The 26359-nt window shown below is 56.1% G+C and carries 28 protein-coding genes, 5 tRNA genes and 1 other RNA gene; 23 read left to right on the plus strand and 11 right to left on the minus strand.

Annotation, left to right across the window (positions count from 1 at the left end; genetic code table 11):
- The first annotated feature begins 1 nt into the window (after position 1).
- The 17 genes from cydX to pnuC all read left to right on the plus strand — a co-directional run bounded on the left by cydX (position 2) and on the right by pnuC (position 9219).
- Positions 2 to 115: a cytochrome bd-I oxidase subunit CydX gene (gene cydX / locus EDF82_RS13285; protein WP_004100325.1), complete on the plus strand. Its 114-nt coding sequence runs from the start codon at positions 2 to 4 to the stop codon at positions 113 to 115.
- Entirely contained in the window at positions 115 to 408 is a 294-nt protein-coding gene (gene ybgE, locus EDF82_RS13290) for a cyd operon protein YbgE (RefSeq protein ID WP_123756002.1), read from the plus strand. The genes cydX and ybgE overlap by 1 nt, the downstream gene beginning before the upstream one ends.
- A 160-nt stretch (positions 409 to 568) precedes the next feature.
- Positions 569 to 973, plus strand: a complete 405-nt coding sequence (gene ybgC, locus EDF82_RS13295; protein ID WP_004859689.1) for a tol-pal system-associated acyl-CoA thioesterase — start codon at positions 569 to 571, stop codon at positions 971 to 973.
- Positions 970 to 1662, plus strand: coding sequence for a Tol-Pal system protein TolQ (gene tolQ / locus EDF82_RS13300; protein WP_123756003.1), 693 nt, complete (start codon positions 970 to 972; stop codon positions 1660 to 1662). The genes ybgC and tolQ overlap by 4 nt, the downstream gene beginning before the upstream one ends.
- Positions 1663 to 1665: 3 nt before the next feature.
- Positions 1666 to 2094: a colicin uptake protein TolR gene (tolR, locus tag EDF82_RS13305; protein ID WP_123756004.1), complete on the plus strand. Its 429-nt coding sequence runs from the start codon at positions 1666 to 1668 to the stop codon at positions 2092 to 2094.
- Between the two features lie 103 nt (positions 2095 to 2197).
- Positions 2198 to 3511: a cell envelope integrity protein TolA gene (gene tolA, locus EDF82_RS13310; RefSeq protein WP_123756005.1), complete on the plus strand. Its 1314-nt coding sequence runs from the start codon at positions 2198 to 2200 to the stop codon at positions 3509 to 3511.
- 129 nt (positions 3512 to 3640) lie between these two features.
- Positions 3641 to 4933, plus strand: a complete 1293-nt coding sequence (gene tolB / locus EDF82_RS13315) for a Tol-Pal system beta propeller repeat protein TolB (protein ID WP_123756006.1) — start codon at positions 3641 to 3643, stop codon at positions 4931 to 4933.
- Between the two features lie 34 nt (positions 4934 to 4967).
- Positions 4968 to 5492: a peptidoglycan-associated lipoprotein Pal gene (gene pal, locus EDF82_RS13320; protein WP_004859700.1), complete on the plus strand. Its 525-nt coding sequence runs from the start codon at positions 4968 to 4970 to the stop codon at positions 5490 to 5492.
- Positions 5493 to 5501: 9 nt separating this feature from the next.
- Positions 5502 to 6293, plus strand: a complete 792-nt coding sequence (gene cpoB / locus EDF82_RS13325; RefSeq protein ID WP_123756007.1) for a cell division protein CpoB — start codon at positions 5502 to 5504, stop codon at positions 6291 to 6293.
- Positions 6294 to 6455: 162 nt separating this feature from the next.
- Positions 6456 to 6531: transfer RNA gene (locus tag EDF82_RS13330), tRNA-Lys, on the plus strand.
- 27 nt (positions 6532 to 6558) lie between these two features.
- A tRNA-Val gene (locus EDF82_RS13335) sits at positions 6559 to 6634 on the plus strand.
- Between the two features lie 3 nt (positions 6635 to 6637).
- A tRNA-Lys gene (locus EDF82_RS13340) sits at positions 6638 to 6713 on the plus strand.
- Between the two features lie 47 nt (positions 6714 to 6760).
- Positions 6761 to 6836 (plus strand) — tRNA-Lys (locus EDF82_RS13345).
- Between the two features lie 130 nt (positions 6837 to 6966).
- A tRNA-Lys gene (locus EDF82_RS13350) sits at positions 6967 to 7042 on the plus strand.
- A 22-nt stretch (positions 7043 to 7064) separates the two neighbouring features.
- A non-coding RNA gene (locus tag EDF82_RS13355) (RtT sRNA) lies at positions 7065 to 7199 on the plus strand.
- A 220-nt stretch (positions 7200 to 7419) separates the two neighbouring features.
- The gene (gene nadA, locus EDF82_RS13360; protein WP_123756008.1) at positions 7420 to 8463 is read left to right on the plus strand and encodes a quinolinate synthase NadA; all 1044 of its coding nucleotides are present in this window, start codon (positions 7420 to 7422) and stop codon (positions 8461 to 8463) included.
- Positions 8464 to 8499: 36 nt separating this feature from the next.
- The gene (pnuC, locus tag EDF82_RS13365; protein WP_123756009.1) at positions 8500 to 9219 is read left to right on the plus strand and encodes a nicotinamide riboside transporter PnuC; all 720 of its coding nucleotides are present in this window, start codon (positions 8500 to 8502) and stop codon (positions 9217 to 9219) included.
- Here pnuC and zitB read toward each other — a convergent pair.
- Positions 9216 to 10154, minus strand: a complete 939-nt coding sequence (gene zitB / locus EDF82_RS13370; protein ID WP_123756010.1) for a CDF family zinc transporter ZitB — start codon at positions 10152 to 10154, stop codon at positions 9216 to 9218. The genes pnuC and zitB overlap by 4 nt on opposite strands.
- Positions 10155 to 10676: 522 nt before the next feature.
- On the opposite strand from zitB, the gene aroG reads away from it, so the two are divergent.
- Positions 10677 to 11729 (plus strand): 3-deoxy-7-phosphoheptulonate synthase AroG, encoded by a 1053-nt coding sequence (aroG, locus tag EDF82_RS13375; RefSeq protein WP_123756011.1) that lies wholly within the window; start codon positions 10677 to 10679, stop codon positions 11727 to 11729.
- Between the two features lie 89 nt (positions 11730 to 11818).
- Here aroG and gpmA read toward each other — a convergent pair whose 3' ends face one another.
- The 7 genes from gpmA to modE all read right to left on the minus strand — a co-directional run bounded on the left by gpmA (position 11819) and on the right by modE (position 19626).
- Positions 11819 to 12571, minus strand: a complete 753-nt coding sequence (gpmA, locus tag EDF82_RS13380; protein ID WP_123756012.1) for a 2,3-diphosphoglycerate-dependent phosphoglycerate mutase — start codon at positions 12569 to 12571, stop codon at positions 11819 to 11821.
- 256 nt (positions 12572 to 12827) lie between these two features.
- Positions 12828 to 13871 carry a galactose-1-epimerase gene (gene galM, locus EDF82_RS13385; protein ID WP_123756013.1) on the minus strand — a complete coding sequence of 348 codons (1044 nt, stop codon included), beginning with the start codon at positions 13869 to 13871 and terminating at the stop codon, positions 12828 to 12830.
- A complete protein-coding gene (gene galK, locus EDF82_RS13390; protein ID WP_123756014.1) occupies positions 13865 to 15013 on the minus strand; it encodes a galactokinase in 1149 nt (382 codons plus the stop codon). Before galK ends, galM begins: the two co-directional genes overlap by 7 nt.
- Before the next feature lie 2 nt (positions 15014 to 15015).
- Positions 15016 to 16062, minus strand: coding sequence for a galactose-1-phosphate uridylyltransferase (galT, locus tag EDF82_RS13395; RefSeq protein WP_123756015.1), 1047 nt, complete (start codon positions 16060 to 16062; stop codon positions 15016 to 15018).
- Positions 16063 to 16071: 9 nt separating this feature from the next.
- Positions 16072 to 17088 (minus strand): UDP-glucose 4-epimerase GalE, encoded by a 1017-nt coding sequence (gene galE, locus EDF82_RS13400; protein WP_123756016.1) that lies wholly within the window; start codon positions 17086 to 17088, stop codon positions 16072 to 16074.
- Between the two features lie 206 nt (positions 17089 to 17294).
- Positions 17295 to 18770: a molybdate ABC transporter ATP-binding protein ModF gene (gene modF / locus EDF82_RS13405; protein ID WP_123756017.1), complete on the minus strand. Its 1476-nt coding sequence runs from the start codon at positions 18768 to 18770 to the stop codon at positions 17295 to 17297.
- A 67-nt stretch (positions 18771 to 18837) separates the two neighbouring features.
- Positions 18838 to 19626 carry a molybdenum-dependent transcriptional regulator gene (modE, locus tag EDF82_RS13410; protein ID WP_123756018.1) on the minus strand — a complete coding sequence of 263 codons (789 nt, stop codon included), beginning with the start codon at positions 19624 to 19626 and terminating at the stop codon, positions 18838 to 18840.
- 153 nt (positions 19627 to 19779) lie between these two features.
- Between modE and EDF82_RS13415 the strand changes: the two genes are divergently transcribed.
- From EDF82_RS13415 to modC, 4 genes are all read left to right on the plus strand, one after another.
- The gene (locus EDF82_RS13415; protein ID WP_123756019.1) at positions 19780 to 19929 is read left to right on the plus strand and encodes an AcrZ family multidrug efflux pump-associated protein; all 150 of its coding nucleotides are present in this window, start codon (positions 19780 to 19782) and stop codon (positions 19927 to 19929) included.
- Between the two features lie 144 nt (positions 19930 to 20073).
- The gene (gene modA, locus EDF82_RS13420; RefSeq protein WP_123756020.1) at positions 20074 to 20847 is read left to right on the plus strand and encodes a molybdate ABC transporter substrate-binding protein; all 774 of its coding nucleotides are present in this window, start codon (positions 20074 to 20076) and stop codon (positions 20845 to 20847) included.
- Positions 20847 to 21536 (plus strand): molybdate ABC transporter permease subunit, encoded by a 690-nt coding sequence (gene modB / locus EDF82_RS13425; RefSeq protein WP_123756021.1) that lies wholly within the window; start codon positions 20847 to 20849, stop codon positions 21534 to 21536. Before modA ends, modB begins: the two co-directional genes overlap by 1 nt.
- A gap of 2 nt (positions 21537 to 21538) precedes the next feature.
- Positions 21539 to 22597, plus strand: a complete 1059-nt coding sequence (modC, locus tag EDF82_RS13430; RefSeq protein ID WP_123756022.1) for a molybdenum ABC transporter ATP-binding protein ModC — start codon at positions 21539 to 21541, stop codon at positions 22595 to 22597.
- On the opposite strand, the gene EDF82_RS13435 is transcribed toward modC, so the two are convergent.
- Entirely contained in the window at positions 22598 to 23416 is an 819-nt protein-coding gene (locus EDF82_RS13435; RefSeq protein WP_123756023.1) for a pyridoxal phosphatase, read from the minus strand.
- Positions 23417 to 23799: 383 nt separating this feature from the next.
- Between EDF82_RS13435 and pgl the strand changes: the two genes are divergently transcribed.
- Complete coding sequence (gene pgl, locus EDF82_RS13440; RefSeq protein ID WP_123756024.1) at positions 23800 to 24795, plus strand: 6-phosphogluconolactonase; 996 nt, start codon at positions 23800 to 23802, stop codon at positions 24793 to 24795.
- Between the two features lie 385 nt (positions 24796 to 25180).
- Here the strand turns inward: pgl and EDF82_RS13445 are convergent, their stop codons facing one another.
- Together EDF82_RS13445 and EDF82_RS13450 are read right to left on the minus strand one after the other, a co-directional pair.
- A complete protein-coding gene (locus EDF82_RS13445) occupies positions 25181 to 25810 on the minus strand; it encodes an NrsF family protein (RefSeq protein ID WP_123756025.1) in 630 nt (209 codons plus the stop codon).
- On the minus strand, positions 25797 to 26354 hold the full coding sequence (locus tag EDF82_RS13450; protein ID WP_123756026.1) for a sigma-70 family RNA polymerase sigma factor: 558 nt from the start codon (positions 26352 to 26354) through the stop codon (positions 25797 to 25799). The genes EDF82_RS13445 and EDF82_RS13450 overlap by 14 nt, the downstream gene beginning before the upstream one ends.
- Positions 26355 to 26359 lie beyond the last annotated feature (5 nt).

The following is a 26359-nucleotide window of genomic DNA, read 5'->3' on the forward strand; positions in this document are numbered from 1 at the left end:
AATGTGGTATTTCGCATGGATTTTGGGAACGCTTCTTGCCTGTGCTTTTGGCGTGATTACTGCGTTAGCGCTTGAGCACGTTGAAGCGACCAAAGCAGGTAAAGAAGAACATTGATGAGTAAAATTATCGCAATGATGTATGCGGTAATGGACAAGCGCCCGTTAAGGGCGCTTTCCTTATTGATGGCTCTGCTGCTGGCAGGGTGCATCATGTGGGATCCGTCGCGCTTCGCGGCGAAAACCAGTTCACTGGAGATCTGGCACGGGTTCCTGCTGATGTGGGCCGTGTGCGCCGGGGTTATCCACGGTGTGGGTTTCAGCCCGCGAGCCGTCCACTGGAAAGGGATTTTTTGTCCACTTATCGCTGATATTGTCCTCATTACAGGGCTGTTTTTCTTCTTCTTTTGAAAGAGAAGAGAATAAGAGAACTCTGTTATCCTCATGGGCTTGCATAAGCCCATAAAAATTTACTCGCTGTTTACTTTCTCCCATTCCCAACCACGTTCCCCGCGCGTATAGTAGCGAAGTTTGAAAGCACTACTCTTTTTTTGCATTACCGGGATGTAAAGTGAATACAACGCTGTTTCGATGGCCGGTACGTGTCTACTATGAAGACACCGATGCCGGTGGTGTGGTTTACCACGCCAGCTACGTCGCTTTTTATGAAAGAGCACGCACAGAGATGCTGCGCCACCATCACTTCAGTCAGCAGGTTCTGCTGGCTGAACGAGTTGCCTTCGTGGTTCGCAAAATGACGCTGGAATATTTTGCGCCCGCCAGACTCGACGATATGCTCGAAATCCAGACAGAAATCACCTCAATGCGAGGCACCTCTTTGGTTTTCACGCAGCGAATCGTCAACGCAGAGAATACAGTTTTGAATGAAGCTGAAGTTCTCATTGTGTGCGTTGATCCACTCTTAATGAAGCCTCGTGCGCTTCCCAAGTCTATTGTCGCGGAGTTTAAGCAGTGACTGACATGAATATCCTTGATTTGTTCCTGAAGGCGAGCCTTCTGGTTAAACTTATCATGTTGATTTTGATTGGTTTTTCTATCGCTTCCTGGGCTATCATTATTCAGAGAACGCGTATCCTCAATACGGCAAGCCGCGAAGCGGAAGCTTTTGAAGACAAATTCTGGTCGGGCATCGAGCTGTCTCGCCTGTATCAGGAAAGCCAGGGGCGTCGCGATAACCTGGTGGGGTCTGAACAGATTTTTTACAGCGGTTTCAAGGAGTTCGCCCGTTTGCATCGCGCAAACAGCCATGCGCCTGAAGCCGTGGTTGAGGGCGCGTCGCGTGCGATGCGTATCTCTATGAACCGCGAGCTGGAAACCCTGGAAACGCATATTCCGTTCCTCGGAACCGTCGGCTCCATCAGCCCGTATATCGGTCTGTTCGGTACCGTCTGGGGGATCATGCACGCCTTTATTGCACTCGGTGCGGTAAAACAGGCGACACTGCAGATGGTTGCACCAGGTATCGCGGAAGCGCTTATCGCGACGGCAATCGGCCTGTTTGCGGCAATCCCGGCGGTCATGGCCTATAACCGTTTGAACCAGCGCGTGAACAAACTTGAACTGAACTACGACAACTTTATGGAAGAGTTCACCGCGATTCTGCACCGTCAGGCGTTTACCAGCAGCGAAAGCAATAAGGGGTAAGCCATGGCCAGAGCACGTGGACGCGGACGTCGCGAACTGAAGTCCGAGATCAACATCGTTCCGCTGCTGGATGTCCTGTTGGTGCTGTTGCTGATTTTTATGGCGACCGCACCGATCATTACGCAGAGCGTAGAGGTCGACCTGCCGGATGCGACGGAATCACAAGCGGTTAAAAGCAATGATGAGCCGCCGGTGATCGTTGAGGTTTCCGGCATCGGGCAGTACAGCGTAAAAGTGGGCCCGGAAACGCTGTCGCAGCTGCCGCCAGAGCAGGTTATTGCTGAAGCGAAACGCCGACTCGACGCGAACGAGAAAACGGTGTTCCTGATCGGCGGTGCGAAAGACGTCCCTTACGATGAAATTATTAAAGCGCTTAACCTGTTGCATAGCGCAGGGGTTAAATCGGTTGGCTTAATGACCAAGCCTATTTAATCGCTTCAGATATGTGCGCCCGTGAGGCCGTTGGCGGCGAGAGTAACTGGCTCGCTGCCGGCGAGCATAGCGGGTACAGGCGAACAGTTTTTGGGAACCGATAGTGTCAAAGGCAACCGAACAAAACGACAAGCTTAAACGAGCGATCATAGTTTCAGTCGCGCTGCACATCATTCTGATCGCGCTGCTGATCTGGAGTTCGTTCGATGAGCATCTGGATACCTCTGCCGGTGGCGGCGGGGGTTCTTCCATTGATGCGGTGATGGTTGATCCTGGGGCGGTCGTGAATAACTACAACCGTCAGCAGCAGCAGCAGGCCAGTTCGCGTCGTGCCGCTGAGCAGCGCGAAAAGCAGGCTCAGCAGCAGGCGGAAGAACTGCGTGAAAAGCAGGCCGCAGAGCAAGAGCGTCTGAAGCAGCTTGAGCAGGATCGTCTGCAGGCGCAGGAAGCCGCTAAAGAAGCGAAAGAACAGCAGAAGCAGGCTGAAGAAGCCGCGGAGAAAGCGGCTGCTGCCGCGAAAGCCAAAGCAGATTCTCAGGCCAAAGAAGCGCAGGAAGCTGCAGCAAAAGCTGCCGCTGATGCGAAGGCGAAAGCGGATGCTCAGGCGAAAGTAGCGGAAGCTGCGGCAGCCAAAGCCGCCGCTGATGCGAAGAAACAGGCTGAAGCCGAAGCGGCGAAAGCCGCTGCAGATGCTCAGAAGAAAGCGGAAGCCGTAGCAGCGAAAGCCGCCGCGGACGCCGCGAAAAAAGCGCAGCAGCAGGCTGAGAAGCAAGCTAAGCAGGAAGCTGCTAAGCAGGCAGCAGCCGAGAAAGCCGCGGCTGAAAAAGCCGCCGCCCAGAAGGCAGCCTCTGAGAAAGCGGCCGCAGATAAAGCCGCCGCCGCCGAGAAAGCCGCAGCGGAAAAAGCAGAAAAAGCCGCAGCAGCTAAAGCTGCAGCAGCGGAAAAAGCGGCCGCAGATAAAGCAGCTAAGGCCGCCGCAGCGAAAGCAGCAGCAGCGAAAAAAGCGGCTGCCGCGAAAGATGCTGATGGCGTCGACGACCTACTGGGTGACCTGAGTTCAGGTAAGAATGCGCCGAAAGGCGGCAGTGCAAAAGGTCAGGGACAACCTGCCAATGCGGCAGGAACATCAGGCAGTAATGGTGGGGCTTCCGGGGCTGATATTAGCGCCTATGCATCGCAAATTCGAAATGCCATTCAAAGCAAATTGTATGGTGCGGACCTGTATGCTGGTAAGTCTTGCGTGTTGCATATTAAGCTGGGATCAGATGGTCAACTGCTTGATGTTCAACAGGAAGGTGGGGATCCGGCGCTTTGCCAGGCTGCGGTGACAGCTGCGAAGACGGCGCGAATTCCTAAACCGCCTAGCCAGGCTGTTTATGAGAAAATTAAAGATGCCAAACTAGACTTTAAACTGTAATGATTTTCCCCGTGCAAGCGGGGCAAAACAATCTATGGTAGTCACTGGGTTTTGGTAGTTTTGTATATTTGAGTTTGTTAACATTCTGCTAAATTATCGTGGGCTTTCCGCCCGGATAAGGGAGATATGATGAAGCAGGCATTACGAGTAGCATTTGGTTTTTTAATGCTGTGGGCGGCAGTGCTGCACGCAGAAGTACGTATCGAGATCACCCAAGGGGTGGACTCGGCACGCCCGATCGGCGTTGTGCCGTTCCAGTGGGCTGGGCCGGGTGCTGCGCCTGAAGATATTGGCGGTGTCGTGGCGGCTGACCTGCGTAACAGCGGTAAGTTCAACCCACTGGATCGCTCGCGTCTGCCTCAGCAACCGGGTACTGCACAAGAAGTGCAGCCGGCGGCATGGTCTGCGCTGGGTATCGATGCAGTCGTGGTTGGTCAGGTCACTGGTAACCCGGATGGCTCGTACAACGTAGCGTACCAGCTGGTCGATACCGGCGGTGCTCCGGGGACGATTCTGGCGCAAAACTCTTATAAGGTCACTAAACAGTACCTGCGCTATGCGGCTCACACCGCCAGCGACGCGGTATTTGAGAAGCTGACTTCTATTAAGGGTGCGTTCCGTACTCGTATTGCCTACGTGGTGCAGACCAACGGCGGCCAGTTCCCGTACGAACTGCGCGTCTCTGACTACGATGGCTACAACCAGTTCACCGTTCACCGTTCACCGCAGCCGCTGATGTCTCCGGCATGGTCTCCGGACGGTTCTAAACTGGCTTACGTGACCTTCGAAAGCGGTCGTTCAGCGCTGGTTGTGCAGACGCTGGCTAACGGCGCGGTGCGTCAGATTGCCTCTTTCCCGCAGCATAACGGGGCACCGGCCTTCTCGCCGGACGGTTCTAAACTGGCATTTGCGCTGTCAAAAACCGGTAGCCTGCAGCTGTATGTGATGGAACTGGGCTCTGGTCAGATTCGTCAGATCACCACCGGTCGCAGCAACAACACCGAACCAACCTGGTTCCCGGACAGCCAAAACCTGGCCTTTACGTCTGACCAGGCCGGTCGTCCGCAGGTGTACAAAGTCAGCATCGGCGGCGGTACTCCGCAGCGTATCTCCTGGGAAGGTTCTCAGAACCAGGATGCGGATGTCAGCAGCGATGGTAAATTTATGGTAATGGTGAGCTCGGCCAGCGGTCAGCAGCACATTGCCAAACAAGATCTGGTAGCGGGTGGCGTACAAGTTTTGTCGTCAACGTTCCTGGATGAAACGCCAAGTCTGGCACCTAACGGCACTATGGTAATCTACAGCTCTTCTCAGGGGATGGGATCCGTGCTGAATCTGGTTTCTACAGATGGGCGTTTCAAAGCGCGTCTTCCGGCGACTGATGGACAGGTCAAATTCCCTGCCTGGTCTCCGTATCTGTGATAATAAATAATTGATTATTAAAGGAATCAAAGAAATGCAACTGAACAAAGTGCTGAAAGGGCTGATGATCGCTCTGCCGGTTATGGCAATCGCGGCGTGTTCTTCTAACAAGAATGCCAGCAACGACCAGAGCGGTGAAGGCATGTTGGGTGCCGGCACTGGTATGGATGCTAACGCTAACGGTGGCAACATGTCTTCCGAAGAGCAAGCTCGTCTGCAAATGCAGCAGCTGCAGCAGAACAACATCGTTTACTTCGATCTGGACAAGTACGATATCCGTTCTGACTTCGCTGCAATGCTGGATGCGCACGCTAACTTCCTGCGTAGCAACCCATCCTATAAAGTGACTGTTGAAGGTCACGCGGATGAGCGCGGTACTCCGGAATACAACATCGCTCTGGGTGAGCGTCGTGCTAACGCCGTTAAGATGTATCTGCAGGGCAAAGGTGTTTCCGCCGACCAGATCTCCATCGTTTCTTACGGTAAAGAAAAACCTGCAGTACTGGGTCACGACGAAGCGGCTTACGCTAAAAACCGTCGCGCCGTACTGGTTTACTAAGAGAATTGCATGAGCAGTAACTTCAGACATCATCTGTTGAGTCTGTCGTTACTGGTTGGCATAGCGGCCCCCTGGGCCGCTTTTGCTCAGGCGCCAATCAGTAGTGTCGGCTCTGGCTCGGTCGAAGACCGCGTCACTCAGCTCGAGCGTATTTCTAACGCTCACAGCCAGCTTTTAACACAACTTCAACAACAGCTCTCCGATAACCAAAATGATATTGATTCCCTGCGCGGTCAGATTCAGGAAAGCCAGTATCAGTTGAATCAGGTTGTTGAACGCCAGAAACAAATCCTGCTACAAATCGACGCGCTTGGTAGCGGCGGTGCAGCAGCAGGTGCCCAGACCTCATCGTCTGCGGGTGATCAGGGCGCAGCAGCAGCTACAGCGGCGCCAGCAGCCTCCTCAGGCGCTCCGGCGTCGAGCGGTGATGCCAATACTGATTACAACGCGGCGATTGCGCTGGTGAAGGATCCTTCGCGCCAGGATGACGCGATGGCGGCATTTCAGACTTTCGTTAAACAGTACCCGGATTCAACATATCAGCCGAACGCCAACTACTGGCTCGGTCAGTTGAATTACAATAAGGGGAAAAAGGACGATGCCGCGTACTATTTTGCTTCCGTGGTGAAAAATTACCCGAAATCCCCTAAAGCGCCAGATGCGATGTTTAAGGTTGGCGTGATCATGCAGGACAAAGGGGATACGGCGAAGGCAAAAGCCGTCTACCAGCAGGTCGTGAGTAAATTTCCCGGCACCGATGGTGCAAAACAAGCTCAGAAACGTCTTAACGCGCTGGGATGATTATGGCATGACCAGAAATCGCATTATTTCTGGTCTTGTCGCGTGAATCCTAAGCAGTCAGATGTTTTTTATCGAAATACTTGTTGCGCTGAATTCTTAAATCAGTAATATATGCCGCCGTTGCCAAGGGATATCGAACAAGCCTGAAGCGGCAAAAAAAGTGGGTCGTTAGCTCAGTTGGTAGAGCAGTTGACTTTTAATCAATTGGTCGCAGGTTCGAATCCTGCACGACCCACCACTAATTAGCAGTATCCAGCGTAGTATCGGGTGATTAGCTCAGCTGGGAGAGCACCTCCCTTACAAGGAGGGGGTCGGCGGTTCGATCCCGTCATCACCCACCACTCGGGTCGTTAGCTCAGTTGGTAGAGCAGTTGACTTTTAATCAATTGGTCGCAGGTTCGAATCCTGCACGACCCACCAATTTTTGATTGGTGACGAGTGAAGAATAATTCAGGTTGTACCCGAGCGGGTCGTTAGCTCAGTTGGTAGAGCAGTTGACTTTTAATCAATTGGTCGCAGGTTCGAATCCTGCACGACCCACCAATTTAACATCGAATGTTGATGTTAAACGTGAAGGATAACGTTGCACAGCAACGGCCCGTAGGGCGAGGCAAAGCCGAGTCATCCTGCACGACCCACCATCCTGAATAATTAAAGCATCAAATCCCGAAAGGGGTCGTTAGCTCAGTTGGTAGAGCAGTTGACTTTTAATCAATTGGTCGCAGGTTCGAATCCTGCACGACCCACCAATGTAAAAAGGCGCCCTAAAGGCGCCTTTTTGCTATATGCAGAATTTGAAGATTCGAACCTGCCGCAGGTTCGGGTCAAGCGCAGCGAGACAACGGAGCCGTTTACGGCGACGGCCCGAAGGGCGAGCGATAGCGAGTCATCCTGCACGACCCACCAATGTAAAAAGGCGCCCTAAAGGCGCCTTTTTGCTATGCGCCGCTTTCTCCCGTCACATGCTTATCCTCCTGCCGTAGCCTCTGGCTGACAGCAAATTCCACACGACATTTTCTGTACAATCCGTTATCTTGTTTAGCATATAAAACACCACAACCGTCGCTATGCCGTCTTCTGGCATATTAACGGTTTTTTCGTTAAGCCAGTAAAACGAGATTGCAAGATGAGCGTAATGTTTGACCCTGAAACGGCGATTTATCCTTTTCCGCCCAAACCGTTGCCACTCAGCCGCGACGAAAAACACTTTTATCGTGAAAAGATTAAACGTCTGCTGCGTGAACGTGATGCGGTCATGGTTGCCCACTATTATACCGACCCGGAAATTCAGCAACTGGCAGAGGAGACCGGCGGGTGCATCTCTGACTCGCTGGAGATGGCCCGGTTCGGCGCCCGTCACCAGGCATCAACGCTGTTGGTCGCCGGAGTTCGCTTTATGGGAGAGACGGCAAAAATCCTCAGCCCGGAAAAAACGATCCTGATGCCAACCTTACATGCCGAGTGTTCACTGGATCTCGGCTGTCCGATTGAGGAGTTTTCCGCGTTTTGCGATGCGCACCCGGACCGCACCGTCGTGGTCTACGCCAATACCTCCGCGGCGGTCAAAGCACGCGCCGATTGGGTGGTGACCTCAAGCATTGCGGTGGAACTGATTGAGCATCTTGATAGTTTGGGCGAAAAAATTATTTGGGCGCCGGACCGTCATCTGGGTAATTACGTGCAAAAACAGACCGGTGCCGACGTACTGTGCTGGCAGGGCGCCTGTATTGTGCATGATGAGTTTAAAACCCAGGCGCTGACGCGGATGAAAGCGTTGTATCCCGATGCCGCTATTCTGGTGCACCCGGAGTCACCGCAGTCGATCGTGGATATGGCGGACGCGGTAGGTTCGACCAGCCAGCTGATTAACGCCGCGAAAACCCTGCCGCAGCGCCAGCTCATTGTGGCTACCGACCGCGGGATCTTCTACAAAATGCAGCAGGCCGTCCCGGATAAAGAACTGCTGGAAGCGCCGACGGCAGGTGAGGGGGCAACCTGTCGCAGCTGCGCCCACTGTCCGTGGATGGCAATGAACGGCCTGAAAGCCATTGCTGAAGGGCTGGAGCGTGGGGGCAAGGAGCATGAAATCCATGTGGATGAAACGCTGCGCGCCGGTGCATTAATTCCGCTTAACAGAATGTTGGATTTTGCCGCTACACTACGGGGATAGGGGTTTAACACATCATCAATACGGTTCGGGGAAAATATGGACTTTTTTAGTACACAGAACATCCTGGTGCACATACCCATCGGTGCCGGGGGATACGACTTATCATGGATTGAAGCGGTCGGTACGGTTGCCGGGCTGCTGTGTATCTGGCTGGCGAGCCTGGAAAAGATCAGCAACTATGCTTTCGGGCTGATCAACGTCACCCTGTTTGCCATTATTTTCTTCCAGATTCAGCTGTATGCCAGCCTGCTGCTGCAGGTGTTTTTCTTCGCGGCCAACGTGTACGGCTGGTACGCCTGGTCCCGTCAGACCAGCAATCATGAAGCCGAGCTGCAGATTCGCTGGCTGCCTTTGCCGAAGGCGCTGGGCTGGCTGACGGCCTGCGTTGTGGCCATTGGCTTGATGACGGTATTCATTAACCCGGTCTTCGCGTTCCTGACGCGGATTGCGGTCACGCTGATGCAGGGGCTGGGGCTGCAGGTTACGATGCCGGATCTACAGCCGGACGCCTTCCCGTTCTGGGACTCCTGCATGATGGTACTGTCGATTGCGGCAATGATTTTAATGACCCGCAAATATGTCGAGAACTGGCTACTGTGGGTGATCATCAACATCATCAGCGTGGTGATCTTTGCGCTTCAGGGCGTCTACGCGATGTCGCTGGAATACCTGCTGCTGACCTTCATTGCCCTCAACGGTAGCCGGATGTGGATGAACAGCGCGCGTGAGCGAGGTTCTCACGCGTTTTCTCGTTAGTGATGGTGGTGATGCTCATGCCCGGCGTGCGTCATGTTAAGACGGCATTCCGGGCCGCTGCAGGGCTGATACTCCATCTGCACGGTCACGTGCTCAATCGCATATTTGTGATGTAAAAACTCCTGAATGCGGTTCAGCAAGGCGTCGTGATCGTGCGGGGGAACCACCTGAACATGCAGTGTCATCACCGTTTTTTCGCCAACCAGCCAGACGTGAACATGATGAACGTCGCGGACTTCAGCAACGGAGCGGCGTAAATCCCGCTTCAGCCCCTCGACATCCAGCGAGCGCGGCGCCCCTTCCAGCAGTTCGTTCATACTTTCCTGCAACAGCCGCCAGGCGCTGCGCAGCACCAGACACGACACCAGCACCGACAGTATCGGGTCAATCGGCGTCCAGCCGGTGGTGATAATCACGATGGCGGCGACGATGGCCCCGACCGACCCCAGCAGGTCGCCCAGAACGTGTAGTGCGGCGGCGCGCACGTTGAGATTTCGCTCCTCGCTACCGCGATGGAGGATCCAGAATGCCAGGATATTTGCCAGCAAGCCGGCCACGGCGATCACCATCATGGCGGTGCCCGCTACCGGCTGCGGATGGTTGAAACGCTGAATCGCTTCCCAGACAATCAGGATGGTGATCGCCACCAGCGCAATAGCGTTAACGAAAGCCGCCAGAGTGGTCAGGCGCAACCAGCCGAAGGTATGGCGGGTGTTGGGAGGGCGACTGGCGAAGCGCACTGCCAGCAGCGCAAACAGCAGGGCGGCTGAATCGGTCAGCATATGACCGGCATCGGCCAGCAGCGCCAGAGAACCAGAAACGACGCCGCCAATGGCTTCAATAATCATAAAGCCGGCGGTGACGATGAAAGCCTGAAGCAGACGTTTTTCGTTACCGTTATCCGTGGTCTGCGAAGGGGTATGAGCGTGGGCCATCGAAGCATCCTGTCATTATGTTATCAGTGAGTATCCGATCTGCTGACAGATTAGCGGTAATTATGCGTCGATTCCATCAGCCCGTACTATCCCCTTCATTCTTCACGTTGCTTGGGTGTTGGCTGTATCCGTTCACCCCAGTCACTTACTTGAGTAAGTTCCTGAGGATTCACGGCCTTGTCGCCTACAAGCAGCTCGAATTATTTTGGGTATATCGGTGATGCGTGGCGGGCTTTCCGAACAGTCTGGCACGATAAAATAGTGAAAACAGCGGGCCAGGAAGCATGATTGTGTGATGACGTTAAATAGGCGATATATAATATTTATTCACGCGTCATTTGTAGTGTTTGTTACTGATTATGCGCTTTGTTTTTCGCTAATTCTTACTGTTTGTATTGTTTTTTTCTATTTAATCAGTGAATTAATGTGCTGACTGTAAAATCCAGTTTACACTTTTCTGGCGGCGAGTTAGATTGAAAGCATTGCACTCAATTGATTAAGTATGGCAAAGCTGGAAATAAAATGAATTATCAGAACGACGATTTACGTATTAAAGAGATCAACGAATTATTACCTCCCGTTGCGCTCCTGGAAAAATTCCCCGCTACCGAAAATGCTGCTAACACCGTGGCACACGCACGCAAAGCGATCCATCAGATCCTGAAAGGCAATGACGATCGTTTGCTGGTGGTGATTGGCCCATGCTCAATTCACGATCCCGCCGCGGCGAAAGAGTATGCGGAACGCCTGCTGGCGCTTCGGGAAGAGCTGAAAGGCGAACTGGAAGTCGTAATGCGCGTCTACTTTGAAAAGCCGCGTACCACGGTGGGCTGGAAAGGGCTGATTAACGATCCGCATATGGATAACAGCTTCCGCATCAACGACGGTCTGCGTATTGCTCGTAAGCTGCTGCTGGAGATTAACGACAGCGGCCTGCCTGCGGCGGGTGAGTTCCTCGATATGATCACCCCGCAGTACGTTGCCGACCTGATGAGCTGGGGCGCCATCGGCGCGCGTACCACCGAATCTCAGGTGCATCGTGAACTCTCTTCAGGCCTGTCCTGCCCGGTTGGTTTTAAAAACGGTACGGACGGCACGATTAAGGTCGCTATCGACGCGATTAACGCCGCCGGTGCGCCGCACTGCTTCCTGTCGGTGACCAAATGGGGTCACTCAGCGATTGTGAACACCAGCGGGAACAGCGATTGCCATATCATCCTGCGCGGCGGTAAAGAGCCGAACTACAGCGCGAAGCATGTGGCTGAAGTGAAAGTCGGGCTGGCAAAAGCCGGTCTGCCATCGCAGATCATGATCGATTTCAGCCACGCGAACTCCAGCAAGCAGTTTAAAAAGCAGATGGAAGTGGGGGCGGACGTTTGCCAGCAGGTTGCCAACGGCGAACAGGCGATTATGGGTGTGATGATTGAAAGCCACCTGGTGGAAGGCAGCCAGAGCCTGGAAAGCGGTGAGCCGCTGACCTACGGCAAAAGCGTCACCGACGCCTGTATTGGCTGGGAAGATACCGATACCATCCTGCGCCAGCTGGCGGAAGCGGTAAAAGCCCGTCGCGGTTAATCGTTTTGACTATCGCCCGGCGGCAATAACGGCGGGCAAATAAAAAAGCGTGGACGAATCCACGCTTTTTTTATGGGAGCCAGCGACGATTACTTCGCTTTACCCTGGTTTGCTACCGCAGCGGCTTTAGCGGCGATTTCATCCGCGTTGCCCAGATAGTAGTGTTTGATCGGTTTGAAGTTTTCGTCGAACTCATAAACCAGCGGTACGCCGGTCGGGATGTTCAGTTCGAGGATTTCGTCTTCGCCCATGTTGTCCAGGTATTTAACCAGGGCACGCAGGGAGTTACCGTGAGCGGCGATAATCACGCGCTCACCGCTTTTCAGACGCGGCAGAATGGTTTCGTTCCAGTACGGTACGACGCGCTCGATGGTCAGCGCCAGGCTCTCAGTGACCGGCAGCTCTTTATCGGTCAGTTTCGCGTAACGCGGATCGTGACCCGGGAAACGCTCATCGTCTTTGGTCAGTTCTGGCGGGGTGATGGCAAAGCCACGACGCCACTGTTTAACCTGCTCATCACCGTATTTTTCTGCGGTTTCTGCTTTGTTCAGACCCTGCAGCGCACCGTAGTGACGTTCGTTCAGCTTCCAGGACTTCTCAACCGGCAGCCAGGCCTGATCCAGTTCATCCAGCACGTTCCACAGGGTGTGGATGGCACGTTTCAGCACAGAGGTATAAGCAAAATCGAAGCTGAAGCCTTCATCTTTCAGCAGTTTACCAGCGGCTTTTGCTTCACCAACGCCTTTCTCAGACAGATCAACATCGTACCAACCGGTGAAACGGTTTTCGTTGTTCCATTGGCTTTCGCCGTGACGGACCAGTACCAGCTTAGTTACAGCCATACACTTACTCCTCAATACACGCCATCCTCCGCGCCGCCTGAGGCGACCCGAAAACGGTAGTGCATATGTTTATTGATTGATAACTATTCTCATTATATTGCCGTCATTTGCATCACGGCAACGCTTATCCCTAACCATAGCGAAAATAGTGGCTCAGTGTAAGATCCTTGTAAATCGACGGTTATGTTTTTGTCGGTAAGTGGCGTATTTTTCAACGAAAAGGCCAAAAAAAGCCCTCCAACAGGAGGGCGGGGGATTATCCGGCGATAAACTGATATTCCGTCAGGCTGACATACTCCTCGCCCGGGCGTAACACGCAGTCGGGTTGCGGCCATTCCGGATGGTTAGGTGAGTCCGGCAGGAATTCACTTTCCAGCGCCAGGCCTTGCCAGTCAGCGTAGGGTTGCTCCGTTCGCGACGGGGTGCCACCCAGGTAGTTGCCGGAATAAAACTGCAGCGCCGGGGCGGAGGTATACACCGTCATCTGCAGTTTTTGATCCTGTGACCAGACATGGGCTGCCGCCTTGCGAGCATCGCCTTTCGCCTGCAGCAGGAAGGCGTGATCGTAGCCCTTCACCTTGCGCTGATCTTCATCGCGCAGGAAATCGTCCGCCACCGCTTTCGGCGTGCGGAAATCAAAGCTGGTCAGGGTCACATTCCGCAACGTGCCGCCGGGAATGCCGTCGCTCTCAACCGGCAGATAGCTGTCGGCGAAAATTTGCAGCAGGTGGTTGCGCACGTCGGTTTGCCCGCCGTCGAGGTTGAAATAGACGTGGTTGGTCAGGTTAACCGGGCAGGGCTGGTCAACCGTGGCACGATACTCGATAGCAATGCGGTTATCTTCCGTAAGACGATAGTGCGCGGTAGCCGTCAGGTTGCCCGGGAACCCCTGATCGCCGTCATCGGAGGTTATAGCAAACAGCACCTGATGTTCATCGGCGCTGACGATTTGCCAGCGACGCTTGTCAAAGCCGTCAGGCCCGCCGTGCAGCTGATGTCCGGCCTCGTTAGAGGGGATCAGATTGACGGTCTGACCATCAAGGCTAAAGCGGCTGTTGGCGATACGGTTGGCATAGCGGCCCACGGAGGCGCCAAGATAAGCCGCCTGACGGGTGTAATCTTCCGGCACAGCACAGCCGAGCAGCGCTTCACGGACTTCGCCATCGGCCAGGGGGACCTGCGCGGAGAGCAACGTGGCGCCCCAGTCCATCAGGGTAACGACCATCCCGCCAGTATTGCGCAGGACGATCAGATTCCACGGCTGCCCGTCGGGCGCCCGGTCTGTTGTCTGGTTTAGCACTGGCCGGCCCCCTGAGATGGTTTGCACACGTAGAAGGTCTCTTTAATGCCGGTTTTGGCTTCATACTGCTGCGCCACGGCCTGCTGAACGGTCGCCACCAGATCTTCCGGCACCAGCGCCACGATGCAGCCGCCAAATCCGCCGCCGGTCATGCGTACGCCGCCTTTATCACCGATGGTGGCTTTAACGATGTCTACCAGGGTGTCAATTTGCGGCACGGTAATTTCAAAGTCATCGCGCATTGAGGCATGCGATTCGGCCATCAGCTCGCCCATGCGCTTCAGATCGCCTTTTTCCAGCGCGGTAGCGGCTTCGAGCGTGCGGGCGTTTTCAGTCAGCACGTGGCGGACGCGTTTTGCCACCACCGGGTCCAGTTCACTGGCGACGGCATTGAATTCGGCAAGGGTGACGTCACGCAGCGCCGGCTGCTGGAAGAAACGCGCGCCGGTTTCACACTGCTCGCGGCGGGTGTTGTATTCGCTACCCACGAGGGTGCGTTTAAAATTACTGTTGATGATCACCACCGCGACGCCTTTCGGCATGGAGACGGCTTTGGTGCCTAACGTACGGCAGTCGAGCAGCAGGGCGTGATCTTTCTTACCCAGCGCGGAGATCAGCTGGTCCATGATGCCGCAGTTGCAGCCCACGAACTGGTTCTCTGCTTCCTGGCCGTTGAGGGCGATTTGCGCGCCGTCCAGCGGCAGATGGTACAGCTGCTGGAACACGGTTCCGACCGCCACTTCCAGCGATGCGGAGGAGCTTAAGCCCGCCCCCTGTGGGACGTTGCCGCTGATGACCAGATCCGCACCGTTGAACTGGTTGTTACGCTGTTGCAGATGTTTCACGACGCCGCGGACGTAGTTTGACCACTGCTGGCTGTCGTGGCTGACGATTGGCTTATCCAGGGAGAATTCGTCGGTCTGATTATCGTAATCAGCGGCAATCACCCGCACGATACGGTCCGTACGCGGCGCACAGCTGATCACCGTCTGGTAATCAATGGCGCAGGGCAGCACGAAGCCGTCGTTGTAGTCGGTGTGTTCGCCGATCAGGTTGACGCGCCCCGGCGCCTGAATGACGTGGGTGGCAGGGTAGCCAAATTTTTCAGCAAACAGGGCTTGGGTGGTTTCTTTCAGACTCATTGTTATTCTCCGGATTCGCGAAAATGGACGTCGCTGACTGCCCGCAGGCTCCCGGCGGCTTGTTCTGCCGTCAGGTCACGCTGGGTTTCGGCCAGCATTTCGTAGCCGACCATAAATTTGCGCACCGTCGCAGAGCGCAACAGCGGCGGATAAAAGTGAGCGTGCAGCTGCCAGTGATGATTGTCTTCGCCCGTAAACGGCGCGCCGTGCCAGCCCATGGAATAGGGGAATGAGCACTGGAACAGGTTGTCGTAGCGGCTGGTCAGCTTTTTCAGCGCCAGCGCCAGATCGCTGCGCTGCGCTGGGGTTAAATCGGTCAGACGCAACACGTGCGCTTTCGGCAGCAGCAGCGTCTCAAATGGCCACGCGGCCCAGTAAGGCACCACCGCCAGCCAGTGTTCAGTTTCCACCACCGTCCGGCTGCCGTCGGCTAATTCACGCTGCACGTAATCCACCAGCATCGGTGAACCTTGTTCAGCGAAGTAGGCTTTTTGCAGACGATCTTCGCGTTCGGCCTCATTTGGCAGGAAGCTGTTGGCCCAGACCTGGCCGTGCGGGTGCGGGTTGGAGCAGCCCATCGCCGCGCCTTTATTTTCAAACACCTGCACCCACGGGTAGCGTTCGCCCAACTCGGCGGTCTGTTCCTGCCACGTTTTAACCACGCCTTCCAGCGCCTCTACGCTCAGCTCAGGCAGCGTTTTGCTGTGATCTGGCGAGAAGCAGATGACCCGACTGGTGCCACGAGCACTCTGGCAACGCATCAGCGGATCGTCGCTTTCAGGTGCATCGGGGGTATCGGTCATCAATGCCGCAAAGTCATTGGTAAACACGTAGGTACCGGTGTAATTCGGGTTAGTGTCGCCGGTGACGCGGGTATTCCCCGGGCACAGGAAACAATCCGGATCGTGCGCCGGCAAGGTCAGCTTTGCCGGCGTTTCCTGCGCCCCTTGCCAGGGGCGCTTGGCGCGATGCGGTGATACCAGAATCCACTGCCCGGTTAACGGGTTATAACGACGATGCGGATGGTCGACGGGGTTAAATACGCTCATGACGGTTCCTTAGTCTGGGTAACCCTGAGGATGACGGGACTGCCAGTGCCAGGTGTCCTGCGCCATCTCGTCAAGGTTGCGCGTAACGCGCCAGTTAAGCTCGCGGTCGGCCTTTTCGGCATCCGCCCAGTAGGCCGGGAGGTCGCCATCGCGGCGCGGCGCGAAGTGGTAATTAACAGATTTGCCGCAGGCTTTGCTGAAGGCATTGATCACGTCCAGGACGCTGCTGCCGACGCCTGCGCCGAGGTTATAAATGTGTACGCCTGCACGGTCCGCCAGTTTTTCCATCGCGGCAACGTGGCCGTCAGCCAGGTCCATGACGTGGATATAGTCACGCACGCCGGTACCATCTGGCGTCGGATAATCGTTGCCGAACACCGCCAGAGAATCGCGACGACCGACCGCCACCTGGGCGATGTACGGCATCAGGTTGTTCGGGATACCCTGCGGATCTTCACCCATGTCGCCCGACGGATGCGCGCCGACCGGGTTGAAATAACGCAGCAGCGCAATGCTCCACTCCGGCTGGGCTTTTTGCAGATCGGCCAGGATTTGCTCGACCATCAGTTTGCTTTTGCCGTACGGGCTTTGCGGCGTACCGGTCGGGAAGCTTTCGACATACGGGATCTTTGGCTGGTCGCCGTAGACGGTGGCAGAGGAGCTGAAGATGAAGTTCTTCACGCCAGCGGCGCGCATGGCGGAAACTAATTTGAGTGTACCGGTGACATTATTGTCGTAGTATTCCAGCGGCTTCGCGACGGATTCGCCGACGGCTTTCAGCCCCGCGAAGTGGATCACCGCTTCAATCGCGTGATCGTGCAGAATTTCGGTCATCAGCGCTTCATTACGAATATCGCCTTCGACAAAGGTGGCCGTTTTCCCGCCAAGACGTTCAATGACCGGCAGGACGCTGCGCTTGCTGTTGCAGAGATTGTCGAGAATAACCACATCGTGTCCCTGCAGTAGCAGCTGAACGCAGGTATGACTTCCAATGTAACCGCTACCACCTGTAACCAGTACTTTCATGATTCGCTCCAATAGGCTTATCGTGTGAGATGAAGATAGCATACCAAAGAAGTCAAAAGTGTGACACAGGCCAAATTGGTGGAATCGTTTACACTAAAATACACAATACTAATATTTGATATTTTATTGTTTAAAAACAGCGTGGTGAGAAGGTTTTTAGACGTTTTTCTGAAAATTAAACGGGGCCCGCAGACCCCGGTATTGCCTTAATCAGTGAGTGGACCGACCTGGTAAGTGTAACCGTCTCCACTACTGACAAACGCCAGACGATGGGTAATGCAGTCCGGCGCATCCTCGGCGTGGTGGGAGACAAACAGCAGCTGGGTGGCGCCTTCACTAATCAGCACATCGACAAAACGACGCACCAGCTGGCGGTTGAGCGGATCCAGTCCCTGCAGCGGCTCGTCAAGAATCAGCACCGTCGGGTGTTTCACCAGCGCCCGGACGATCAGCGCCAGCCGCTGCTGTCCCCAGGAGAGGCTATGGAACGGTGCATCGGCGGTGCGCTTATCGATACCCAGAATATCCAGCCAGTTCTGCACCAGCTTGTGCTGCTTATCTGAAACCGCCTGGTAAATGCCGATAGAGTCAAAATAGCCCGACAGAATCACATTACGCACCGTGGTACTGACGCGGTACTCAAGATGCAGGCTGCTGCTGACATAGCCGATATGCTTTTTAATATCCCAGATGGTTTCACCGCTGCCGCGGCGGCGACCAAACAGGGAGAGATCGTTGCTGTAGCCCTGCGGGTGATCGCCGGTGACCAGGCTCAGCAGGGTCGATTTGCCAGCGCCGTTAGGGCCGACGATCTGCCAGTGTTCGCCGGGGTTAACCGTCCAGCTCAAATGGTCGATGATCGGCCGATCGTTATACGACACCACGCCATCTTTCAGCACGATAAGCGGCGCGTCGGCATCCAGGGCGTGACGGGCGGCCGGGGCATCCGGCTCAGGCAGGGTCATGCCATCCAGTTTTTCACTGTGCGCCAGCTGGGCAATCAGCGCCTGTTGCAGCAGGCGCTGCTTTTCACCGGTTTCGGTCAGGGTGCAGTCTGCCAGCACGCCGGCAAACTGGATAAACGACGGAATTTCATCGAAGCGATTGAGCACCAGCACCAGGGTGATCCCTTCGCCATTCAGCGTCTCGAGCAGCCCGGCCAGCTGCTGGCGGGAGGCGACGTCCAGGCCATCAAAGGGTTCATCGAGGATCAGCAGATCGGGCTGCGCCATCAGGGCCTGACACAGCAGCGTTTTGCGCGTTTCCCCCGTGGAGAGGTATTTAAAGCGGCGCTGGAGCAGGCCGGAGATGCCAAACAGCCCGGCAAGGTGCGCGCAACGCCCGGCATCTTTAACCTCTTCCTGGATGATCTCCTGGGTCGTGCGGCCGGTGTCTTCTTCGCCAGGGCCGAGCAAATCGGTATTGTTGCGCTGCCATTCGTCGCTGACCAGTTTCTGTAGCTGCTCAAACGACAGGCGGGTAATGCGGGAAAAGCGGCTTTCACGCTGGCCGGAGAGCAGAGTGAGCTCGCCGGAGAGCGCCCGGGCCAGCGCGGATTTCCCGCTGCCGTTGCTGCCGACGAAAGCCCAGCTTTCACCAGCGTTGACGCTGAGGTGTTCGATAGCGAGCGTTTTAGTATCGCTCAGGCGAAATATGCCTTGCGAAATTTGCAATGATGACATTGTGTATCCCATTTTTTGCAGCGAATTGTCACAGGGATACGACGTCACGGGGCTGATGTCAATGCCGTCAGCATAACGTGGCGAGAATGATACGATCGGCATTGAAATATGCTATCGCATCAGCACCTTCTTCCAGCTCTTCGGTTTGATCCCGCGGTAAGGTTGCGCACAAACTCTGGCCGTCAGCCAGCGTCATCAGCACTTCGCACTGTTCCGGGCCATACTCGATGTGGCCAATGCGCCCGGCGAGCTGGTTGTCGGCCGCACCGGCGAGCGCCGGATCCCGGGTGATGCCCACCCACGGGGCTTTCAGCAGCACCAGCACCTCCTGACCCTCGTCCAGCCCGAGACGTTCTGCGCTTTGGGCGGTGATGGCGACTTTCAGGCGAGTCTGGCGGTCGGCAAGCAGTACCTCGACGTGCTGCTGCACCTGCTGGTGGTCGCGGCCGGTAATGGTGCCGAACCACTGATTACGAGCGCTGGTCTGCAACGAGAAGCGCGAAATAGCGGCCAGCAGGCTGTCGAGGGGCAGGGCGTCATCGTCGCTCAGCACGTCGAAGGCTTTCTGCTGAATCTGCGCCAGCAGGTCATACAGTTGGATCAGCCGTTGGCCGTAGCGCGTCAGCACCGCGCCGCCGCCGCCTTTGCCGCCGGTGGCTCTGTCGACCAGGCTCTGTTCGCTGAGCTGATTCATCTCATTGATGGCATCCCAGGCGCTTTTATAGCTGATGCCGGCATTTTTGGCCCCCTGGCTGATAGACCCGGTGATATCGATTTGTTTTAACAGGGCGATACGGCGGGGATCGGCGAACAGGCGTTGCTGTAATTTGAGGGTCAGAAGAATTTCGGCCTGCATAATAGTATCCTGGCAAAAAAGAGTATTGTGACCGATAGCGGTCATCTTGCAAGATACATCTGTCACCGTTACCGGTCTGCCACCGCACAAATGGGGCGTGTTTTTCCCGCTGAAATGGTTACAATTAGATATTCGTACTTTCTGGAGCCAACTATGTTAGAGCTATTGAAAAGTCTGGTATTTGCCGTTGTGATGGTCCCGGTGGTGATGGCCATCATTCTGGGCCTGATTTACGGCCTGGGCGAAGTGTTCAACATCTTCTCCGGCGTCGGTCACAAAGATCGCGGCCAGCAAAATCACTGATTTCCCAACGCCCGGTTCTCCGGGCGTTTTTCTTTTCTTCCTCTCCTTTGATCCTTCTCCTGTTTTTACCGCCAATTGCCGCTGGGAAAACCCTGATCTTATCGTTATATTACTTTCTACATAACGAACTCAGGGGAATTGCAGATGGCAGGTCAATGGTTACGTCTTTTTGCTGGAGCGACATTAACGCTCTCTGTGGCAGGTCACGCGCTGGCGGATGAAGGAAAAATCACGGTGTTTGCTGCCGCGTCGTTAACCAATGCGATGCAGGACATTGCGAAAGCCTATAAGAAAGAGAAAAACGTGGAGGTCGTCTCCTCGTTTGCCTCTTCCTCGACGCTGGCACGACAAATCGAAGCGGGCGCGCCTGCGGACCTGTTTATTTCTGCGGACCAGAAATGGATGGATTACGCGGTTGAGAAAAAAGCGATAGATACCGCTACCCGCGAAACGCTGCTGGGCAACAGCCTGGTGGTGGTCGCACCAAAAGCCAGCGCGCAGGGTGATATCACCATCAACAACAGCACCGACTGGACCAGCCTGCTGAAAGGCGGTCGTCTGGCGGTCGGCGATCCGGAGCACGTCCCGGCAGGTATCTACGCCAAAGAGGCGCTGCAGAAACTGGGTGCCTGGGAGACGCTGTCCCCGAAACTGGCGCCGGCTGAAGACGTACGCGGCGCGCTGGCGCTGGTGGAACGTAACGAAGCCCCGCTGGGGATTGTGTACGGTTCCGATGCGGTCGCGAGCAAAGGGGTGAAAGTGGTCGGGACGTTCCCGGAAGATTCCCACAAGAAAGTTGAATATCCGCTGGCAATCGTTGACGGGCATAAAAACGCAACCGTCACCGGCTTTTACGACTATCTGAAAGGGCCGCAAGCGGCTGCCATCTTTAAACAATACGGCTTCACCACCCGCTAATGTTCTTAAGCGATCCCGAATGGCAGGCGGTACTGCTGAGCCTGAAAGTCTCATCCCTGGCGGTGGTGTTAAGCCTGCCTTTTGGCATCTTTATCTCCTGGCTGCTGGTGCGGCGCAATTTCCCCGGAAAGGCGCTGCTCGACAGCATTATCCACCTGCCGCTGGTGCTGCCGCCGGTGGTGGTGGGCTACCTGCTGTTGATTGCCATGGGACGACGCGGTTTTATCGGCAGCTGGCTGTATGACTGGTTCGGCCTGACCTTTGCCTTTAGCTGGCGCGGGGCAGTGCTGGCGGCGGCGGTGATGTCGTTTCCGCTGATGGTGCGGGCCATTCGTCTGGCGCTGGAAGGCGTGGACGTGAAGCTGGAACAGGCAGCGCGTACCCTCGGCGCTGGACGCTGGCGGGTCTTTTTCACCATTACGCTACCGCTGACGCTGCCGGGCATTATTGTTGGCACGGTGCTGGCCTTTGCCCGTTCGCTGGGGGAGTTTGGCGCCACCATCACTTTTGTCTCCAACATTCCCGGCGAGACGCGAACCATTCCTTCCGCGATGTACACCTTGATTCAAACGCCGGGCGGCGAAGGCGCCGCGGCGCGCCTGTGTCTGATCTCCATCGTCCTGGCGCTGATCTCGCTGTTAGTCTCTGAATGGCTGGCGCGTCTCAGCCGGGCGCGGACGGGGAAATAACCATGCTGGAACTTAACTTTACCCAGACGCTGGGGACCCACTGCCTGAGCATCAATGAAACGCTGCCCGCCAGCGGGATCACCGCTATTTTTGGCGTTTCCGGTGCGGGGAAAACCTCGCTGATAAACGCCATCAGCGGCCTGACCCGGCCACAGAAAGGGCGGATCGTACTGAACGGCAGGGTGCTGAACGATGCTGAAAAACGGATCTGCCTGGCGCCGGAAAAACGACGCATCGGCTATGTCTTCCAGGATGCGCGGCTGTTTCCGCACTACAAGGTGCGCGGCAATCTGAAGTACGGCATGGCGAAAAGCATGGCCGGTCAGTTTGATAAGCTGGTGGCGCTGCTCGGTATAGAAGCGCTGCTGGATCGCCTGCCGGGCAGCCTGTCCGGCGGAGAAAAGCAGCGGGTGGCCATTGGCCGGGCGTTACTGACCGCCCCGGAACTGCTGCTGCTGGATGAGCCGCTGGCGTCGCTGGATATTCCACGTAAACGCGAGCTGCTGCCTTATCTCCAGCGGCTGGCCCGTGAAATTCATATCCCGATGCTATACGTCAGCCATTCGCTGGATGAGATTCAGCATCTGGCGGATAACGTGCTGGTACTGGAAGCGGGGAGTGTAAAAGCGTTTGGCGATCTGGAAACGGTGTGGAGCAGCAGCGTGATGCACCCCTGGCTGCCGGCGGATCAACAGAGCACGATCCTCAACGTGGCGGTGGTCGCCCAGCATCCGCAGTATGCGATGACCGCGCTGGCCCTCGGCGAGCAGCAGATATGGGTGAACCACCTTGACCGGCCTCTCGGGGAAGCGACGCGCATCCGTATTCAGGCGTCAGATGTGTCGCTGGTGCTGGCACAGCCGCAGCAGACCAGCATTCGCAACATTCTGTCGGCGCGGGTGGTGCAGTGCATCGATGCCCACGGGCAGATTGAGGTGCAGCTCGATGTCAGCGGCCGCACGCTGTGGGCGCGCATCAGCCCGTGGGCCAGAGATGACCTGGGGGTGGCGCCAGGTCAATCGCTGTATGCGCAAATTAAAAGTGTGTCGATTGCCGCCTGATTACAGCAGGTGGCGGTTGATGTAGTCGGCAATGCTGCTGCTTTCGTTGTCACCAATGACTACATTGGCGCGCGTTTTGACCTCTTCGACCGCATTGCCCATCGCCACCCCGGTGCCGACGGCTTCCAGCATGCTCAGGTCATTATAGTTGTCGCCAAAGGCGACGACGTCCTGCATCGACAGTCCCTGGGCGGCGACCCATTGCGCCAGGCGCTTGCCTTTGCTGTTGCCGGCGCGGGCGATATCCACCTGATCGTGCCACGACCATTCGCACTCCAGCCCCAGGGTTTTACCGACCTCCAGCGCGAACTGCTGCAGTTTCGCAATATCTTCGTCGGTCAGAGCAAACTTCCACACGGCCTGCACGTCGCGCGCCGCCTGGGCCAGAGAGTCGACCTGAGTGAAGACCGGGCGCTGCTCGACGGGCAGAGACTGCGCCCAGTTAGTCGTGCGAATCACGTGTCCGGTTGGGCGTTCATACAGCATGGCGTCGTCAACGTACATCAGGCCATGAATATCGTGAGTCGCCAGCATCTCGGTCAGGCTCAGGGCTTTATCTACCGGCATCGGATCGGACTGCAAAACCTTTTTTGCATGATAATCATACAAATAAGTGCCATTACAACAAATTGCAGGTGTATCCAGAGCCAGTGCCTGATAAAAAGGATGAATCGCAACGTGATGTCGACCTGTGACGACGATCACCTGGTACCCCGCAGCTCTGGCGCGCGCCAGCGCTTCCAGTGAGGCGGGCAGGATAGTTTTGTGAGAGGTGAGTAGGGTGCCGTCTAAATCCAGTGCAATCACGCGTGAAGTCATGTGTGGTTTCCGGTTAATGGTGACAAGTAAGCAGGCCATGATGGTACACCGCTCTGCTTCAGGGGCAAATTTTTCAGCATCGACCGTTAAATGAGTTATACATTGCATCCATTCAGCAGACAGATGAATGCGTTGATGAACAAAAATGCATACCCTAAATAATTCGAGTTGCATGAAGGCGGCGACGCAGGGAATCCCCAGGAGCTTACTAAAGTAAGTGACTGGGGTGAACGAGGACAAATTCGTCAGGAACGAATTTGAACGCAGTTTACTGCGCCCGTAAGGGCGAGGCCCAGGGATGGGCCGAGTATTGCCAACGCACATGTAACTTGAAGTATGACGGGTATTTACGTTTTCCATGTGCAGTGAGGAAAGGAGCAGTCATGAAACAAACCGTTTATACCGCCAGCCCGGAAAGCCAGCAGATTCATGTCTGGAGTCTGGATCACGAGGGTAACCTGAAGCTTGTGCAGGTGGTGGATGCCCCAGGCCAGGTTCAGCCGATGGTGGTAAGCCCGAATAAAGAGTATCTCTATGTTGGCGTGCGTCCGGAGTTTCGCGTTCTGGCTTACCGCATTGCGCCTGATAACGGTGCGCTGACTTTCGCGGGTGAAGCGGCTCTGCCGGGCAGTCCGACGCATATTTCGACCGATCATCAGGGGCGTTTTATCTTCAGCGCCTCCTACAACGCCGGTTGCGTGAGCGTGACGCCGCTGATCGACGGCCTGCCGGGTGAAACCGTCGCGGTGGTGGAAGGTCTGGAAGGGTGCCACTCGGCCAATATCTCTCCGGATAACCGCACCCTGTGGGTTCCGGCGCTGAAGCAGGATCGTATCTGCCTGTTTACCCTCAGCGATGATGGATTCCTGGCCGCGCAGGATCCGGCGGAAGTGACGACCGTTGAAGGGGCTGGCCCGCGCCATATGGTGTTCCACCCGAATCAACAGTACGGCTACTGCGTGAATGAGCTGAACAGCTCCGTCGATGTGTGGGAGCTGAAAGATCCGCACGGCAAGATTGAGTGCGTCCAGACGCTGGATATGATGCCTGCTGGCTTTAGCGATGTGCGCTGGGCGGCGGACATTCATCTGACCCCGGATGGCCGTCATCTGTATGCCTGTGACCGTACCGCCAGCATTATTACCGTCTTCAGCGTGTCCGAAGATGGCAGCCTATTGTCCATCGAGGGTTACCAGCCGACCGAAGCGCAACCGCGCGGGTTCAACCTTGATCACAGCGGTAAATATCTGATCGCCGCGGGGCAGAAATCGCACCATATTGCGGTCTATGAGATCGCCGGTGAGCAGGGGCTGCTGACAGAGAAAGGGCGTTATGCCGTCGGTCAGGGCCCAATGTGGGTGGTGGTTAACGCGTATTAACCGGTTGACAGAATACCCTTCAGCGGGCTGTTCCGTTCACGATGGGTCCGGCATCTTTTCTTAACGCCGTTGCGGGTGAACGGCCTGGGGGGCGTTTCGCTCGCCCCCCAGGACCCCCGGCATTGCGCTGAAAATTGCCGCTTCGCGGTGTGCTCCACTCCGGCTTCATCTGGCGGACCGGGCTGGACTCGACATCCCTGTCTCGACCTGCCCTCTGGCCACCGTCCTGGTGGCCAGTCCTGGATGCGCACCTGCGTTCCCGCCAATTTTCTTTATGCGCCAACCCCCTCGCTGTCAGCTCGTAGCCAACAACATTTCCCGCACGGCGGTGGGATCGAGTAAACATTGCGGAGTCAATGACCCCCAGGACCCCATACCCATTGCGCTATGTCAGTGAGACCCAGCGTTTCCCAACCAGCACCGTCAGCGCCACTATCGTCACTATCGCCGCCAGGTGCATCACAAAATCCATCGCGTGCAGATGCACCGGATGACAAAACGCCAGCAGGCTGACCGCCATGCAGGCGATCCCCAGCCCGGCGGTCGCCAGGCTGCGTACCGGATGCAGCGAGCGGCTACGGCGCAGGCTGGCAATCATCAACACCATCATCGGCACGCTGACCACCAGCAAAAAGGTAAAACAGGTGACGCTGTCGCTCTCAGCCACCGGCTGTGACGGATGCGGAATGCTGCTAAGGCTCAACCCCAGCCACAGCAGCCCAATCGGCAGCAGCGCTTTCCAGCTTAGCGCGCGGCGACCGGCGATGCTGAGGGTAAAGGCGCTGCGGATGGCCAGCGTACCGAGCAGAAAGGCCAGCAGCAGCTGAAATACCGCCATCAGGGCCCCGGGCTGCGACCAGTCGGTCGGACTACGCTGCACCAGGAAACTGGCGGCAACCGCGCACGGCAGCGCCACCGCCAGCCAGCGCAGCACGCGCCATCCGGTCGAACGCAGTCGTTTAACCGGCCGCATCTCGCGACTCAGTTTTTCAATTAACAGGTCATGATCGGTCATGATGAGCTCCAAAACGGCGCAGATTTTTCAGCGCCCGGTGCAGCAGTGACTTCACCGCGGCGACACTCAGATTGTTATGCGCAGCGGCCTCCGTCAGGCTCATTTCGCGCAGATGGACATGCTCCACGATGGCTCTCTGGCGCGACGGAAGCTGGCGTAAATAGCCGGCCAGCTCTTCCCGACGTTCTCGCCGCTGGCCATCCGGGGCGGCCGATGGCTCCGGCAGACTCTCTTCGGGGATCTCCCATTGCTGGTAGCGACCCCGTCGGCGCAGGGCATCCACGGCCCGCGCCGAAATAATCGCCATCAACCACGGTAAAAACGGGAACGCCGGATCGTAGGTATGGCGTACCCGATGCACCGTCAACAGCACATCCTGAATGACATCCTCGACCAACGCCTCATCGGCGACACGCTTGCGAACCTGCGAGCGAATCACCGGCACCAGCGCTTTTAACAGTCGGGTATAGGCGAGCCGGTCGCCCGCCTGGGCCTGCTCCATTAGCGCGGGCCAGCTGTCGCGCGCGCTATCGTTTGTTTCCATAATCC

The organism is Klebsiella sp. BIGb0399, assembly GCF_003752615.1.
Lineage (GTDB): Bacteria > Pseudomonadota > Gammaproteobacteria > Enterobacterales > Enterobacteriaceae > Klebsiella > Klebsiella lignicola.

Excerpts from the sequence above, each read along its gene's own strand:
- cydX (WP_004100325.1), top strand. The coding sequence starts at position 2 with ATGTGGTATTTCGCATGGATTTTGGGAACGCTTCTTGCCTGTGCTTTT.
- ybgE (WP_123756002.1), top strand. The coding sequence starts at position 115 with ATGAGTAAAATTATCGCAATGATGTATGCGGTAATGGACAAGCGCCCG.
- tolR (WP_123756004.1), top strand. The coding sequence starts at position 1,666 with ATGGCCAGAGCACGTGGACGCGGACGTCGCGAACTGAAGTCCGAGATC.
- tolB (WP_123756006.1), top strand. The coding sequence starts at position 3,641 with ATGAAGCAGGCATTACGAGTAGCATTTGGTTTTTTAATGCTGTGGGCG.
- pal (WP_004859700.1), top strand. The coding sequence starts at position 4,968 with ATGCAACTGAACAAAGTGCTGAAAGGGCTGATGATCGCTCTGCCGGTT.
- cpoB (WP_123756007.1), top strand. The coding sequence starts at position 5,502 with ATGAGCAGTAACTTCAGACATCATCTGTTGAGTCTGTCGTTACTGGTT.
- nadA (WP_123756008.1), top strand. The coding sequence starts at position 7,420 with ATGAGCGTAATGTTTGACCCTGAAACGGCGATTTATCCTTTTCCGCCC.
- pnuC (WP_123756009.1), top strand. The coding sequence starts at position 8,500 with ATGGACTTTTTTAGTACACAGAACATCCTGGTGCACATACCCATCGGT.
- zitB (WP_123756010.1), bottom strand. The coding sequence starts at position 10,154 with ATGGCCCACGCTCATACCCCTTCGCAGACCACGGATAACGGTAACGAA.
- aroG (WP_123756011.1), top strand. The coding sequence starts at position 10,677 with ATGAATTATCAGAACGACGATTTACGTATTAAAGAGATCAACGAATTA.
- gpmA (WP_123756012.1), bottom strand. The coding sequence starts at position 12,571 with ATGGCTGTAACTAAGCTGGTACTGGTCCGTCACGGCGAAAGCCAATGG.
- galK (WP_123756014.1), bottom strand. The coding sequence starts at position 15,013 with ATGAGTCTGAAAGAAACCACCCAAGCCCTGTTTGCTGAAAAATTTGGC.
- galT (WP_123756015.1), bottom strand. The coding sequence starts at position 16,062 with ATGAGCGTATTTAACCCCGTCGACCATCCGCATCGTCGTTATAACCCG.
- galE (WP_123756016.1), bottom strand. The coding sequence starts at position 17,088 with ATGAAAGTACTGGTTACAGGTGGTAGCGGTTACATTGGAAGTCATACC.
- modF (WP_123756017.1), bottom strand. The coding sequence starts at position 18,770 with ATGTCATCATTGCAAATTTCGCAAGGCATATTTCGCCTGAGCGATACT.
- modE (WP_123756018.1), bottom strand. The coding sequence starts at position 19,626 with ATGCAGGCCGAAATTCTTCTGACCCTCAAATTACAGCAACGCCTGTTC.
- EDF82_RS13415 (WP_123756019.1), top strand. The coding sequence starts at position 19,780 with ATGTTAGAGCTATTGAAAAGTCTGGTATTTGCCGTTGTGATGGTCCCG.
- modA (WP_123756020.1), top strand. The coding sequence starts at position 20,074 with ATGGCAGGTCAATGGTTACGTCTTTTTGCTGGAGCGACATTAACGCTC.
- modB (WP_123756021.1), top strand. The coding sequence starts at position 20,847 with ATGTTCTTAAGCGATCCCGAATGGCAGGCGGTACTGCTGAGCCTGAAA.
- modC (WP_123756022.1), top strand. The coding sequence starts at position 21,539 with ATGCTGGAACTTAACTTTACCCAGACGCTGGGGACCCACTGCCTGAGC.
- EDF82_RS13435 (WP_123756023.1), bottom strand. The coding sequence starts at position 23,416 with ATGACTTCACGCGTGATTGCACTGGATTTAGACGGCACCCTACTCACC.
- pgl (WP_123756024.1), top strand. The coding sequence starts at position 23,800 with ATGAAACAAACCGTTTATACCGCCAGCCCGGAAAGCCAGCAGATTCAT.
- EDF82_RS13445 (WP_123756025.1), bottom strand. The coding sequence starts at position 25,810 with ATGACCGATCATGACCTGTTAATTGAAAAACTGAGTCGCGAGATGCGG.
- EDF82_RS13450 (WP_123756026.1), bottom strand. The coding sequence starts at position 26,354 with ATGGAAACAAACGATAGCGCGCGCGACAGCTGGCCCGCGCTAATGGAG.